General features: G+C 59.3%; 11 protein-coding genes. 7 read left to right on the forward strand and 4 right to left on the reverse strand.

What is annotated here, in order from left to right; all coding sequences use genetic code 11:
* Positions 1–39: 39 nt before the first annotated feature.
* The gene (gene gabD / locus IVB07_RS03720; protein ID WP_018453180.1) at positions 40–1,518 is read left to right on the forward strand and encodes an NADP-dependent succinate-semialdehyde dehydrogenase; all 1,479 of its coding nucleotides are present in this window, start codon (positions 40–42) and stop codon (positions 1,516–1,518) included.
* Between the two features lie 239 nt (positions 1,519–1,757).
* Here the strand turns inward: gabD and IVB07_RS03725 are convergent, their stop codons facing one another.
* Entirely contained in the window at positions 1,758–2,636 is an 879-nt protein-coding gene (locus IVB07_RS03725; RefSeq protein ID WP_018453181.1) for a GNAT family N-acetyltransferase, read from the reverse strand.
* A gap of 271 nt (positions 2,637–2,907) precedes the next feature.
* Here IVB07_RS03725 and IVB07_RS03730 point away from each other — a divergent pair, with 271 nt between their 5' ends.
* The 3 genes from IVB07_RS03730 to IVB07_RS03740 all read left to right on the forward strand — a co-directional run bounded on the left by IVB07_RS03730 (position 2,908) and on the right by IVB07_RS03740 (position 5,902).
* Positions 2,908–3,831, forward strand: a complete 924-nt coding sequence (locus IVB07_RS03730) for a glyoxylate/hydroxypyruvate reductase A (RefSeq protein ID WP_018453183.1) — start codon at positions 2,908–2,910, stop codon at positions 3,829–3,831.
* Positions 3,832–3,845: 14 nt separating this feature from the next.
* Entirely contained in the window at positions 3,846–4,202 is a 357-nt protein-coding gene (locus IVB07_RS03735) for a cupin domain-containing protein (protein ID WP_018453184.1), read from the forward strand.
* A 242-nt stretch (positions 4,203–4,444) separates the two neighbouring features.
* Entirely contained in the window at positions 4,445–5,902 is a 1,458-nt protein-coding gene (locus tag IVB07_RS03740; protein WP_018453185.1) for an NAD-dependent succinate-semialdehyde dehydrogenase, read from the forward strand.
* A 238-nt stretch (positions 5,903–6,140) separates the two neighbouring features.
* Here IVB07_RS03740 and IVB07_RS03745 read toward each other — a convergent pair whose 3' ends face one another.
* A complete protein-coding gene (locus IVB07_RS03745) occupies positions 6,141–6,830 on the reverse strand; it encodes a haloacid dehalogenase type II (RefSeq protein WP_018453186.1) in 690 nt (229 codons plus the stop codon).
* 316 nt (positions 6,831–7,146) lie between these two features.
* Here IVB07_RS03745 and IVB07_RS03750 point away from each other — a divergent pair, with 316 nt between their 5' ends.
* The gene (locus IVB07_RS03750) at positions 7,147–8,523 is read left to right on the forward strand and encodes an aspartate aminotransferase family protein (RefSeq protein ID WP_026232478.1); all 1,377 of its coding nucleotides are present in this window, start codon (positions 7,147–7,149) and stop codon (positions 8,521–8,523) included.
* Between the two features lie 93 nt (positions 8,524–8,616).
* Here IVB07_RS03750 and IVB07_RS03755 read toward each other — a convergent pair whose 3' ends face one another.
* Together IVB07_RS03755 and IVB07_RS03760 are read right to left on the reverse strand one after the other, a co-directional pair.
* A complete protein-coding gene (locus tag IVB07_RS03755; RefSeq protein WP_018453188.1) occupies positions 8,617–9,093 on the reverse strand; it encodes an Lrp/AsnC family transcriptional regulator in 477 nt (158 codons plus the stop codon).
* A gap of 115 nt (positions 9,094–9,208) precedes the next feature.
* Positions 9,209–10,534, reverse strand: a complete 1,326-nt coding sequence (locus IVB07_RS03760; protein WP_247299260.1) for an FAD-binding oxidoreductase — start codon at positions 10,532–10,534, stop codon at positions 9,209–9,211.
* Positions 10,535–11,212: 678 nt separating this feature from the next.
* On the opposite strand from IVB07_RS03760, the gene IVB07_RS03765 reads away from it, so the two are divergent.
* The gene (locus IVB07_RS03765; protein ID WP_039798616.1) at positions 11,213–12,916 is read left to right on the forward strand and encodes an ABC transporter ATP-binding protein; all 1,704 of its coding nucleotides are present in this window, start codon (positions 11,213–11,215) and stop codon (positions 12,914–12,916) included.
* Positions 12,913–14,577 (forward strand): peptide ABC transporter substrate-binding protein, encoded by a 1,665-nt coding sequence (locus tag IVB07_RS03770; RefSeq protein WP_247360893.1) that lies wholly within the window; start codon positions 12,913–12,915, stop codon positions 14,575–14,577. The genes IVB07_RS03765 and IVB07_RS03770 overlap by 4 nt, the downstream gene beginning before the upstream one ends.
* Positions 14,578–14,598 lie beyond the last annotated feature (21 nt).

The following is a 14,598-nucleotide window of genomic DNA, read 5'->3' on the forward strand; positions in this document are numbered from 1 at the left end:
GCATTATAACGTGTTAATTCCAACCTGGCTGTCTTCATCATGGCTTCGAAACTCACGCTCAAAGATCCGACCCTGTTGCGCGATGCCTGTCCGGTGGCAGGTGCGTGGGTAGCCGCCGATAACGGCGCCACCATCACGGTCGATAATCCCTCGACCGGCGCCGTGGTCGGACATGTCCCCAACATGGGGATGGCCGAGACCCGGCGGGCGATCGAATTCGCCAACGCTGCGCTACCGGCGTGGCGAGCCCGTACCGCGAAAGAGCGCGCCGTGATCCTGCGACGCTGGTTCGATCTGATGATGGCGAACCAGGACGATCTCGGTGCGATCATGACGGCGGAGCAGGGCAAGCCGCTTGCTGAAGCCAAGGGCGAGATCGCCTATGCCGCAAGCTTCGTCGAGTGGTTCGGCGAGGAAGCAAAACGCGTCTATGGCGATACGATCCCGGGGTTCACGGCCGACCGACGCATCATCGTGCTAAAGCAGCCGATCGGCGTTTGTGCCGCAATCACCCCGTGGAATTTTCCGGCCGCGATGATCACGCGCAAGGCGGGCCCGGCCCTGGCGGCGGGTTGCACCATGGTCGTCAAGCCGGCAAGCCAGACACCACTGTCCGCGCTGGCGCTTGCGCTGCTGGCGGAGCGGGCAGGCGTCCCTCAAGGTGTGCTGTCCGTCATCACAGGTTCGGCGTCGGCGATCGGCGGCGAAATGACCTCCAATCCGATCGTACGCAAGGTGACATTCACGGGTTCGACCGAAATCGGCAAGAAGCTGATGGCGCAGAGCGCGTCGACGGTGAAGCGGACATCGATGGAGCTCGGCGGCAACGCGCCGTTCATCGTCTTCGACGATGCGGACATCGATGCCGCGGTCAAGGGCGCGATGGCTTCGAAATACCGCAATGCCGGCCAGACCTGTGTTTGCGTCAATCGCTTCCTTGCGCAGGACAAGATCTACGATTTGTTTGTCTCGCGTCTGGCTGAGGCGGTTAGTGCGTTCAAGATCGGTGACGGGTTCGAGCCCGGCGTCGCGATTGGTCCGCTGATCGACATCGCCGCCGTGGAGAAAGTCGAAGAGCATGTTTCCGATGCGGTTTCCAAGGGAGCGCGCGTCGCCATCGGTGGGAAGCGCCATGCGCTTGGCCGCACGTTCTTTGAACCGACGGTATTGGCGGACGCCACGCCGGACATGTTGATCTTCCGGGAGGAAACTTTTGGCCCGGTCGCGCCCGTATTCCGCTTCAAGACTGAAGAGGAAGCGATCCGCCTTGCGAACGATACCGAGTTCGGACTTGCGGCCTATTTCTACGGCCGCGATATCGGACGGGTCTGGCGCGTTGCCGAAGCGCTCGAGTACGGCATCGTCGGTATCAACGAAGGCCTGATCTCGACCGAGGTTGCACCGTTCGGCGGCGTCAAGGAGAGCGGCAACGGCCGTGAGGGTTCGAAATACGGCATCGAGGACTATCTGGAAATCAAATACCTCTGCATGGGTATCATCCAGAGTTCGGCCACTTGAGCGGCTGCCGGCATCGCGGAACAACGCATGGGCGGAAACCGTTTCGGGCCGTAGCTTGAATGGGGAGGGAGCGGCCACGTAGGGAATAGTCGCAACATTCAGCGGTTTAGTTTTGTTGCTCGGAATATCGAAATTCGCCGCGAAAATTTTTCTGACACTCCGGAATCGAAGTTGCCGAATAAGTGGTCGTTATCATTTATATTCGTGGGACAGGCGCCACTAACAATTCGCTTCACAGCTCAGCTCAACGCGTGAGCGGCCAATCCGTAGACCCACGGCTCGTTTTCCTTTCGGTTGAGGAATCGCCGCCCCTTGGACATGGTTGTGACCGTCTCGCTGATCGCGAGGCGGCTCTGCTGAAGATAGTCAGCAAACAGGCCCGTTTGCTCCCGGGTATCGACGCGGGCGAAACGGCCGGTGAGATCCTTAAGATGCACGGCCGTGAGATGGATCGCGTCATAATCATTGCTGGCGACAATGGGACCGATCACGTGACCACGCCCGAATTCGCGCTTCATGGAGTAGCCGACGGTCTTGCCGTCGCGGCGCAGTACACAGATTGACGCACCTTCCGAAAGCAGAGCAAGCAGCTCCCGGCGGCTCGTGCCGAATGCGCGCTCATCCAGCGCCGCAATCTCATTGAGAGTTTCGGCTGACGCCGACCTCAATTCGCCATCCAGAACTGATGTCGGTGGAAGGGGTGATACGATCTCTCCCTGCCACTGATACACGACCGCTTCCTTGGTGAAGCCCAGCGACAGATAAAGATGATAGGCAGCATCGGTCGAGTTCAGGGCAAGACTCCGATCCTCGCACCGTTCGAACACCTGTTCCATCAGCCATCGGCCGGTACCTTGTGCTTGGGTGCGCGGCGATGTGAGTACCAGGCCGATGGTGGCGAATTCGTGTCCGTGGGGGAACCACATCGCACTTCCGAAAACGCGCCCGATGCCGTCAACAGCGACGATGCCCTGACCGGCGCGGCGCAGGAAATCCCAGTCCTTTGGCCGATGCGGCCAGCCGACGGCAATCGAGAGCGCGTGGAGCAGCTTCACATCAACGTCTCGAATGTCGCGCGCGACCAATTCGAAGGACTTCAGGCGTACGGATCGTCCCATCTCAGTTCATTCCTTCGCGGAATGCCAACGTCTATGGCTTGTCGTGCTTTAGCTGCCCAGTTGCGACAGCAGACGTGTTTGCCGCAGCATTGCACGGAAAGCCAGCAGGTTTCACCTGTTTTGGTGCAAGTGTTCGAAATGTTCGGCATATAGCGCACCGATATTCGGCAGAGAAAGCTTCTGCTTGCCGCTAGGCTGTAGATGCCCGGCGAGCTCGCTGCGCGCCAACAAGTCATCGAGCATCTCGCCGCGTGACACGAAGGGTCCCTAGATGGGGTTTCTTTTCAATTCCGATGCCGCTCGGGGCGCAATTTTCCGCCAGATATTTGCGCGCGAGCTCCCCGATCTTGAATTCTACCAGGGTAGGAAAAGCATCGACCCGGAAAAGGTGCGGTATCTGCTGACCTGGAACGTGCCGGACGACGTCTCGCGTTATCGCAATTTGGAGGTGCTCTTTTCGATCGGTGCCGGAGTCGACCAGTTCGTGCCCGAGATCATACCCGATCATGTGATGCTGGTGCGTATGGTCGAGGATGGCATCATACGCATGATGCAGGAATACGTCGTGCTTGGCGTGCTGGCGCTCCATCGCGAGATGCTCGCATATCGGGAGCAGCAGAGAAGGGGCGAGTGGCAAGATATTGTCACTCCACAGGCGACCGAACGCCGCGTGGGTTTCCTGGGCGTTGGGATGCTGGCGCAAGCGGCAATCGATCGCCTCAAGCCCTTTGGATTTTCCCTTGCCGCATGGAGCCGCAGCAAAAAGGTAGTCGAGGGCGTCACCTGCTTTCATGGCGACGATCGGCTAGGCAGTTTCCTGAGAGGAACGGATATTCTCGTCTGTCTTCTGCCCCTGACGGAGCAAACCCGCGGCCTCCTGAACGCAAAACTCTTCTCGCTTTTGCCGATGGGAGCGCGACTGCTGCATCTCGGCCGCGGCCCGCAGCTCGATCAGGCCGCACTCATCGAGGCGCTCGACAGCGGCCGCCTCGCGGCAGCTATGCTCGATGTCACTGACCCCGAGCCGCTGCCGGAAGGCCATGCGCTCTGGGCACATCCGAAGGTCATGATAACGCCGCACATCGCATCCGTGACGCAACCGCATACGGCGGCACAATCCGTCGTAGAAAACATCAGGCGCCACCGCGCGGGAAAAAATCCGATCGGGCTTGTCGATCGAACACTCGGCTATTAACCAGGGATAATGCCATGTCACTTCTGATTACTATCGATACCAATCCGGACTTCGCACCAAAGAACACCTTGCCTGCTCCGGAACGACTCATTTCGGGCAATCCATCCTTCAAGACCTGGGCGCAGGACGCCTCCAAAGCCGAGAAGGTGCTGACCGGCGTCTGGGAAGCAACGCCCGGCGAGACCCATTCCATCAAAGGCACCACTTACGAGTTCTGCCACATCATCTCGGGTCTCATCGAAATTGAGGAAAAGGGTGGTGAGACCAGGACTTACCGCGGCGGCGACAGCTTCGTGATGAAACCGGGCTTTGTCGGCGTCTGGCGCACGATCGAGACCGTGCGAAAGATCTACGTCAGCGCTTATGACTGAGCGCAATGCTCAGAGCGGTCGAAATCTGGCTTGGCAGAACAATCGACTTTCAAAGTCGCGCCTGACCGGCTTCAGCGCCGTCAGGCAATTCTCGATGAAAAAATGCGGTGTGCGGCCTTTATTGCTCAAATGAGCCGGCTTTGCTCGCCAGTCGCAAATCCAAGAGCGTTCTCGTAGTGCAGACCTGCTCGGTTGGCAAGCAGGAATGGCGGAGTTGGGCCCGAAGGCAAAGGAACATGTAGATGATTGCATTGAAGGACAAGGATCTGTTTCGCCAGCAAGGGCTGATCGGCGGCAATTGGCGAGATGCGAGCGCGAAAGCCACTGCCAATGTCATTGATCCTGCCAGCCAGAACGTCCTTGGTACCATCCCCGATATGGGGCGTAACGAGACTGCGGCTGCAATCAACGCTGCGGCTGATGCGTTCAAAGCTTGGAAGAAGACTACTCATGCAGAACGCGCGGCACTTTTGGAGCGTTGGTATGAGCTGATGCGGCAGCATGAGCAGGATCTGGCGCTCTTGCTGACTCTGGAACAGGGTAAGCCGCTTGCTGAATCGCTCGGAGAAATCCGCTATGGGGCATCCTTCGTAAAATGGTTTGCGGAAGAGACACGCCGGATCAACGGATCGACCATCCCTTCACCCACTGCCGATCGCCGCATTCTGGTGCTGAAAGAGCCGGTAGGCGTCTGCGGGATCATCACCCCCTGGAACTTTCCTAACGCCATGATCACGCGCAAGGTGGCACCTGCGCTTGCTGCGGGCTGCACCGTGGTCATCAAGCCATCTGAATTTACGCCATTTTCGGCGCTCGCGATCGGCGTTCTTGCGCAGCGGGCAGGGATCCCGGCGGGCGTGATTAATATCGTGACGGGCATGCCCGCGGAAATCGGCCAGGAACTGATGGACAATGAAACTGTCCGCAAGATCTCGTTTACCGGGTCGACTCGCGTCGGCGCATTGCTGATGAAAGGCGCCGCCGCCAACATCAAGAAGCTCAGCCTCGAGCTCGGCGGCAACGCGCCGTTCATCGTCTTTGATGATGCCGATGTTGACCGGGCCGTCGAGGGCGCGATTGCGTCGAAGTTTCGTAATGGCGGACAGACCTGCGTTTGCTCCAATCGCATTCTGGTGCAATCCGGCGTTTACGATGCCTTTGCGAAAAGGCTCGCCAGCCGGGTCGCAAAAATGAAGGTCGGTGCCGGCACCGAAGAAGGTGTCGAAATCGGACCAATGATCAATGGCGCGGCGATAGAAAAGATCAAGCGGCACGTCACAGACGCCCTGGACAAAGGCGCGAAGATCATCTCGCAGAGCGAACGTATGCCGGAAGGTCGGCAGTATGCGCGCCCCGTCGTGCTCGGTGAGGCAACGACTGACATGCTCTTGGCCTCAGAAGAGACGTTCGGACCAGTCGCGCCGCTTTTCCGCTTCGAGACGGAGGACGAAGCGATCGCGATCGCGAACGGCACGCCCTTCGGCCTTGCCGCCTACTTCTACACTGAAAACCTCAAGCGCTCGTGGCGCGTTGCCGAGGCGCTGGAATTCGGCATGGTGGGCCTGAACACCGGCCTGATCTCGACCGAGGTCGCGCCGTTCGGCGGTGTAAAGCAGTCCGGGCTGGGGCGCGAAGGATCCCAGCTCGGGATAGATGAATATCTTGAGATCAAAACGCTTCATGTCGGCGGATTGGAATAAGGGGGCGATTCCTGGTTTCAGGAGAGGAATCGAAGGGTTCTCCGATTTTGCGGCGGACCGCATCCGCGCGACAACACCATGATGCCTCGACAGCGAAGTAACACAATTCTGTCGGATGAGTAGTTCGAACACAGAAAAAGGGAGCGGTTGAACCGCCCCCTTTATTCATCACGCAACAGTCTCTACTGAAATTTTCGAAGGTCTACGTGCCGCGAAAGAGCCCGAAAAGGATACGCCTTCACGCACTTCTTCGAAGGGGCTCCAAGCCGACTGCGGCGGCGAGCCCGCCGATGTCAGCGACCTCAGTGTATTCATAGAAGGGATTCGCGGGCTCATGACCGCGGTTCACCCACACCTTGCTCTTGATGCCCAGGTCGTAGGCTGTCATCAGGTCGTAGCGGAAGGAGGATGAGACGTGGGTGATATCTTCCGGACCGCAGCCAAGCTTGTCCAGCATGTATTCAAAGCCTTTCATGTGCGGCTTGTAGGCGCCGGTTTCCTCGGCCGTGATGACCGTGTGGAAGGGCGCGCCGAGCTTCTCGACGTTCGACATGATGAGGTTCTTCATGGAATTCGACAGGATGACCAGCGGAATCTCCCTGGCAACTTTGGCCAGACCCGCCGGGACGTCGGGGTGTGGACCCCATGTGTGGATCTCTTCATTGATGCGCTGGGCATCCTCCGGCCGAAATACGACACCGTTGCGCTTGCACGCGCGCTCTACCGAATTATGCACGACCTCGAAGTATGGCTTCCACGCGCCAAGAACTTCGTCCAGGCGATAGGCGGCGAAATCCTTGATGAAACTTGCCATCGTCGTGGCAGAAAGCTGGGAGCCGTAGACTCGCCTTGCCGCACCGGCCATGTCGAAATTCGTCAGCGTGCCGTAGCAATCGAAAGTGATATATTTCGGTCGGAACTCGGTCATGTCGTGGTATCCTCCAATCCTCTCGGCACCGCGTGCCAGTACGACAAGCATCATAATGAGCATCGCGTAAGATAAAGCGCCGCTTTCGCTGGAGCCGGAAGCAGATTGTGTCGTATCGGCTCGAAGCCTTGGCAGAGAGTTGCGCCAAGCAACCTTTCGAGTTGAACAGCACCGCCACGCGGCGGACGCCGCCGCGGTATAAGATGCGGCGTCGATCAAAAACGAAAGTCAAAACTCCTTTGGCTCAGGCGCAGCTTGGGAGGAACTGCTGTCGTCGATATCCTACTTTGCGTTTCGGGTTGATATGGAGGCCGAAATGTTGAGCAATTCGCTGATCGAGCTGGACCGCGCACATCTGGTTCACCCGGTCTCATCCTATCGCGGTCACGAGGCCTTGGGTGTGCGGGTGTTAAGATCAGCGAAGGGCGCGACCCTGACCGATGCATCGGGACATCAATTGCTCGACGGGTTTGCTGGTCTGTGGTGTGTCAACGTCGGGTACGGACAAGAGAGCATCGTTGAAGCTGCCACGAAGCAGTTGCGCGAGCTGCCTTACGCGACGGGCTATTTCGGGTTGGGCTCCGATCCGGCCATCCGGCTGGCCGCCAGGTTGGCCGAATTGGCGCCTGGCGATCTGAACCATGTTTACTTCACGCTAGGTGGCTCCGATGCCGTCGACAGCACAATCCGATTTATTCGGTACTATTATCATGCCAAGGGTACGCCGCAGAAGGATCAGTTCATTTCCGTCGAGCATGGCTACCACGGATCGTCGACGGCAGGGTCCGGCTTGACCGCGATCCCCGCCTTTCATGCGGGCTTTGGGGTACCTTATAGCTGGCAGCACAAAATTCCGTCGCACTATACCTATCGTAATCCTGTCGGTTCCCATCCTCAGGCTATCATTGCTGCGTCGGTCGCGGCCCTGCGAGCCAAGATCGCCGAACTTGGCGCAGATCGCATTGCGGCTTTTTACGTCGAGCCAATTCAGGGATCAGGGGGTGTCCTCGTGCCACCGCCATCTTGGTTGAAAGCCATGCACGCCGTTTGCAAGGAGAACGATATTTTGTTCGTAGTCGATGAGGTCATCACTGGCTTTGGTCGTGTCGGCCCATTTTTCGCCTGCGAAGAAGACGACGTCGTGCCGGATTTCATGACCACCGCAAAGGGTCTGACGTCGGGCTATGTGCCGATGGGAGCCGTTTTCATGTCCGACCGCGTCTACAACACGATTGCGGACGGAGCCGGCAAGACGGCCGTCGGCCACGGCTACACCTATTCCGCGCATCCCGTCAGTGCAGCGGTCGGGCTCGCGTGCCTGGATCTTTACGAAAATGGCTTGTTGGCAAACGGCCGAAAGGCGGGGCACCGCCTGATGGAAGGCCTTCGCGCGCTTGCCGATCATCCACTTGTCGGCGATGTCCGTGGTCGCGGCATGCTGGCCGCAATCGAGCTCGTCACGGACAAGGAGCGCAAGACGCCCCTGCCGGCGGAAGCTGACGCCGCGCGCCGCATATTCGACCGCGCATGGGACAACGGTCTCGTCATCCGCGCCTTTGCCCAGGGCGTGCTGGGTCTTGCGCCCCCGCTCTGCTGCACGGATGCGGACATCGACGGCATCATCGAACGAACTCGCATGACGCTCGACCAAACCCTCGAAGACAGGGACGTCCGCGCGGCGATGAAAGGATAATCACTGCGCCTGTCATTCCGAGGCCAGAAAAAGCCTGAGCCGTAGCGCCGGCCCGGCGATCTGCCCATGCTCCCCGGGGTGGAGGATTGTTCTTCAGCTATTGAATATGCTTTCGAGAGGCAGATGGGATTTCACGATCGGGGACTTCAGCACGACAAAACTGAAGTATTTGTCGATTCCGATATCCATCTCGACGAGACGTTCCATCAGCGCTTGATATTCGCTGATTCCCGCTGTGATAAACTTCACCAGGTAGTCATATCCGCCCGAAACCAGATGACATTCGACGACCGAATCTATCTTTTCGATGGTCGTGAGAAAGCGCGCGAAATCGATCTGGCGATGATTTTTGAGCGTGATCTCGGCGAACACAGTCAGAGTTTGTCCGAGCTTGGAGACGTCGATCTGGGCGGAATAGCCGGTGATGAAGCCCTCCGTCTGGAGCCTCTTGACGCGCATCAGGCACGGGCTCGGGGAAAGGTTTATCAGCTCTGCGAGCTCGACGTTGGAAGTCCGCCCGTTCTTCTGCAGTTCGCATAAAATCCTGATGTCGATCTTATCGAGCTTCATAGGCAATGCCATGAGATGGGAGCCATAGCGGCGTCAAGGCTTTGAGGCTTCAGCGTCATACGCACTGTCATAGCACCAACCAGCATCCTTTCCCACCGGGCGGAGAGATTGCTTTTCAGAACTCGGCGACCTTGCCCCAGGCACCCGTTTTCAGCCGCTCCGGCCTGTATGGACGCGGGTCGACGATCGGTGCAGTACCAGTAATGATGTCCGCCATCAGGTGCCCTGCGCCGGGACCAATCCCGAAACCGTGTCCGCTGAACCCGGCCGCAAGGATAAAGCCCGGAATCGCCCCCACCTCACCGATGGCGGGAACGCCATCCGGTGTGCTGTCAATATAGCCGGCCCAGACATTGGAGATTGCGACGCGACGGAGTTCAGGCAGCAATTCGCAAGCTCTTTTATGTGTCAGCCGAATCTGCCGCATGTCGGGACGGGGATTAAGTGTCCGGTTCAGCTCCATCGGGGTCGTCTCATCGAGCGCCCACTTCGCCAAGGATTCATGACCTTGGCGCATGCCCTCGAATGCTCCAGGGGCGAGACTGCGCCAGCGGCGAGCAAACATCGGCACGAATTCGCGGGCGAACCTGAATTGCTGCGGCGTTGGATCGACTCGCGCGCGCCCGCTTATCGCCAGCGTGTACCCGCCGCTGCTACGCCGCGTGAGCGACACGACTGCAGTGTGCAGGGCGTCGGGCAGACCCGCCGCGCCAGGAGCCACGGCGAGAATGGACTGGCGCACGGACGCCTGTGGGAAGCGAATGCCGAGCTGGTTGCAGAACGAAGAGGCCCAGGCCCCTCCTGCCATGACCACCGTGTTGGTCCGGATTGTGCCCATTTCGGTCACTACGCCGTTCACCCGGCCGGCACGGAGCTCTATGCCGCGAGCGGCGCAGTGCTGGTGCACCGTGCCGCCCGCCGTCATCATCGCACGCGCGACCACGGGCACAGCCTTCGAAGGGTCTGCCGTTCCGTCGGTTGGAGAGGAGACGCCGCCTTTCCATTTGCGGCCCGTCGCTTTGCCTCTCTCGCTAGCTTCGTTCGTGCTCAACATGTGTGTCGTAACGCCGACCGTCTTTGCAAAATCGCGCCATTTCGCCCAGCAGGTCAGCTCATTCTCGTCATTCGACAGATAGAGAAGCCCGCAGCGGCGGAAGCCCGTGTCTTCCCCGGTCTCCTGTGCTACTCTCTCCCAAAGATCGAGACTCTTGGTGGCGATCGGTAGCTCGCGTGCGTCGCGATTCTGTTGACGGCACCATCCCCAATTGCGACTGGACTGCTCGGCGGCGACACGCCCCTTCTCTAGCAAGGCGACCTTAACGCCGCGGCGGGCGAGATAGTAAGCCGTGAACACGCCCACCACGCCGCCGCCAATGACGACGACGTCAGCCTCTTGAGGCAGAGACGGGCTTGATTCAATATGGATGAGCGGCGCACTCATGAAGCGAGGACTCCCGGCGTTTGACCTATCGTAGCTGAGCATTCGCGGCAGGTGCTCTGCGGGAATTTGTGATTAGACGGAATATTCTGCGGTTTGCCGACTACTGTTCAAGCTATTATTGCGAGAACACGTTGCTCGCGCCCACCTCATTCGCCAAAGCACCAGGGCATCAGGCGTTGAGCGCGTGCAGCCGTGCCGTGCACAAGGCAGGCCGCCTGAGAGTTCTCTCGTCGCGGCGCAGACTGAAATGCCAGATGGCACTTCGTTTTCAGAACTTCCTGCTGCCCATACGGCGCGTTTCGGCGACTCTGGGGTGATTGAAGCAGTCAAACTCGCGAATGCCGGGTCAATGTCGATCAGTGGCAGAAGTTCTAAAGGGACGCTGGATGAGCCTTGTCCAGGAACAGACCTCCACAAGAGCAATCAAGCTGGATGGGACTGTTAGCTCCACGAACTTCGATTCAGTGATCGAGTTGGCCGCTCGTCCGATGTTTTGGCTTGAGCGACAGCTTTTTCCTGTCGAGCACCAAGCTTTGAATCATGTCGCACTCTCCGAACAGGGAATGGCAAAATGAGCGGCGAATTTTCGACCTGTCCGATCGTCGCGGCGGCAACAATGGCCGAAGAGCCAATCCGCAGCAGAATGACCCAACGCCGTTGAAAGGGGAGACTGTTCAAATGGCCTCTGCCTCTCAGGCTGTAGCTTCGGAAGATGTGGCACTCTCGGTGCGCGAACTGACCGTGAGCCTGCCGGCCGGGATGGAGCGGGCTCACGCCGTCGAGAACGTCTCCTTTGATCTGAAGCGGGGTCAGATACTGTGCATCATTGGAGAGTCCGGATCGGGCAAGTCGGTCACAGCCAATGCGATCATGGGGCTTCTGCCCAAGGCGATACGTGTTGCCTCGGGTTCGATCGACCTGAATGGGACCGACATCGTAGCCATCTCGCCCGATAAGCTCCGCAACCTTCGCGGCCGCGTCGTCTCGATGATCTTTCAAGATCCGCTCTCAGCGCTCAATCCGCTGATGACCGTGGGCGCGCAGATCGAGGAAGTGATGGCAGCGCACGACGTTGGGACCGCGAAATCCCGTCGCAGCCGCGCCATAGACTTGTTGGTTGAGGTCGGCCTTCCCGATCCGCAACTCATGTATCACCAGTATCCATTCCGGCTTTCGGGCGGGCAACGGCAGCGGGTGATGATCGCCATGGCTCTGGCTCTTGAGCCCGCGATCCTGATTGCGGACGAGCCGACGACCGCCCTCGACGTGACGACGCAGGCGCAGATCCTCAAACTGATCCGCGACATTCAGCGCCGCAAGGGAATGAGCGTGATGTTCATCACCCATGACTTTGGAGTCGTGGCGGAGATTGCCGATTCCGTTGTGGTGATGGAGAAGGGTCATTGCGTGGAGCAAGGCAGTGCCGAGCAGGTGCTCAAGTCGCCCAGTCACCTCTATACGCGCCGCCTGATCGCGGCCGTGCCGCACCTGACCGGCAAGGACCGCAATCCCTTGGAAGCCGCCGACAGGGCGTCAATCCTGAAGGTCGAGTGTCTGGTCAAGACCTATCGTAGCGGCAGTGCGCTTTTCCGTACGCAGCGCATCGTGCCTGCGGTCAATGGTGTCTCGTTCGATCTCACGCAGGGCCGCACGCTAGGCGTTGTCGGAGAAAGCGGTTCGGGCAAATCGTCGCTCGGGCGGCTGCTGATCAAGCTCATGGAGAGCGACGGTGGCTCGATTTTCTTCGAAGGCCGCGACGTCGCCCGGCTTACCGAGGCCGAGTTTAGGCCGCTAAGGCCAAAAATCCAGATGATCTTCCAGGATCCTTTTGCGTCGCTCAACCCGCGCTCGACGGTCGGGCAAATTCTCACAGTCGGGCCGGTCGCGCATGGCGTGCCGCACAGAGAGGCTGGTGAGCGGGCGCGGGAGCTTCTGTCCCATGTCGGCCTGGATTCAGGCGCCTTCGACCGCTATCCGCACGAATTTTCCGGCGGTCAGCGCCAGCGCGTCGGCATCGCCCGTGCGCTGATGTTCAAACCACAACTGCTGATCGCCGACGAAGCCGTCTCCGCGCTTGATGTCTCGATCCAGGCCCAAATCCTGAAGCTGCTGGATCAGATTCAGCGGGAGACCGGCGTCTCGATGATCTTCATCACGCATGATTTGCGCGTTGCCAGCCAGATTTGCGATGAGATCGCCGTCATGCATCGAGGACAGATCATCGAACGCGGACCGCCGTCGCAGATCTTCCTGGACCCGAAATCCGCCTACACGCGCGAGCTCGTCGCTGCCATCCCCGGCGAGCAGCCAAGGGGCGCTCGCGCGCTCGCGGGAGTCAATGAATACCGGCGGGACACAGCCAAGAACGAGGAGAGGTCATGACGGAAGCCTATTTTGACTCGAGCTATTCACGGCGCAATGCACTTCGATTGATGGTGGTCGGGGCTGCCGGCCTCGCTGCACCAGGCCTGTTGGGTACGCCCGCCTTCGCTCAGAAGGCCCCCGCCAAACCGAGCGGTCGCATCGTCGTCGGACTTGGACAAGAGCCGACCGTCTTCAATCCGCTGATGGCGCACATTGAAGTCGATGATGGTGTGCATTTCTCGGTTTTCGACGCGCTCTTCCGGATCGACCCAAAGGGTGAGATTGAGCCCAACCTTGCCGTCGAAGTACCGAACCAGAAGAACGGCGGCATTTCGGAGGACGGCCTCAAATGGCGCATCCGTCTGCGTGACGGTGTGCGCTGGCACGACGGCAAACCCTTCACGGCCGAGGATGTGAAATTCACCCTCGAACTGATCACCAATCCCGCCTTCCGGAGTTGGCGCACAGCTGGCCATGCCCTCGTGCGCGACATCACGGTGATCTCGCCCACGGAGATCTCGTGGCGAATGGAACAGGTTTTTGCGCCTTATCTTTCGTTCCTGACCGAAACCTTCATCGTGCCCAAGCACATCCTCGAGAAGGAGGCCAATCCAAACAACGCCGCCTTCAACCAAGCGCCGGTCGGCACCGGCGCATTCAAATGGGGTAAGCGGGTTGCAGGCGATCATCTCGAACTCGTGGCTAACCCCGAATATTTCGGAGAAGGCCCACACATCGAGAAGCTGATCTTCAAATACATTCCCGATCTCACCGTCCTCTACACTCAGTTCAAGAGCGGTGATGTGGACCTGATGGGGCAGCCGTACATCACAGCTGATCATTACGAGGAAGCCAAGGCGCTGGCGAACCGAGTGGTGACACTGGTCCCAAAGGCTTCATTCGAGTCCTTTTACCTGAATTTGGAGCGTCCACAGTTCAAGGAACTTGCAGTCCGTGAGGCGCTCTACGCAGCCATCGACAAGGAATCGATCATCCAGGGGCTCTATTACGGCGTGCCGACTCCGACGGAGACCTTCATGCCGAGGCAGTCCACCTACTATAACCCCAATCTTCCGGCACACGCATACAATCTGGACCGCGCGCGCCAGATCCTCGACCAAGCCGGCTGGGCGCCCGGGCGGGATGGCGTTCGTGCCAAAAGCGGCGTCCGTCTGTCCTTTGCCAGCTCGACCACGTCAGGCGATCCGCTTCGCGAGCAGGTGCAGCAGTTCTTGCAGCAGACATTTGCTCAGTTGGGCGTCGAGATGAAGATATCGAACTTGCCCGCCGCGGTGATGTGGGGCGAGTTCTGGCAGCAATCGCAATTCGATTCCGTGATCGTCGGCAGCACGTATCTGATCGGCGCCGACCCGGACGTGACCAATCGCTTGCACTCGCGTGCGATTGCAGCGAAGGGCGGGCGTGGTTCGAATAATGCGCAGTATTCAAATCCAGAGGTCGATGCCTTGCTCGACCAAGGCGCTCGCAGCTTCGATCCGGACGCGCGGCGCTCGATCTACCGTCGCGTACAAGAGCTCGTTCGCCGCGACCTGCCCTTCCTGCCGCTGTACCAGACCAATTCGGTCCAGGGTAACAAGAAGGGCATTTCCGGCGTCGTGCCGAACGTCAACACGCGCACCGAATCCTGGAACGCGCTGGCTTGGTCTTGGGCGAGTTGACGTATCGCCGCCCGAGGCCCG

The sequence above is a fragment of the Bradyrhizobium sp. 172 genome (genome assembly GCF_023101065.1).
Lineage (GTDB): Bacteria > Pseudomonadota > Alphaproteobacteria > Rhizobiales > Xanthobacteraceae > Bradyrhizobium > Bradyrhizobium canariense_D.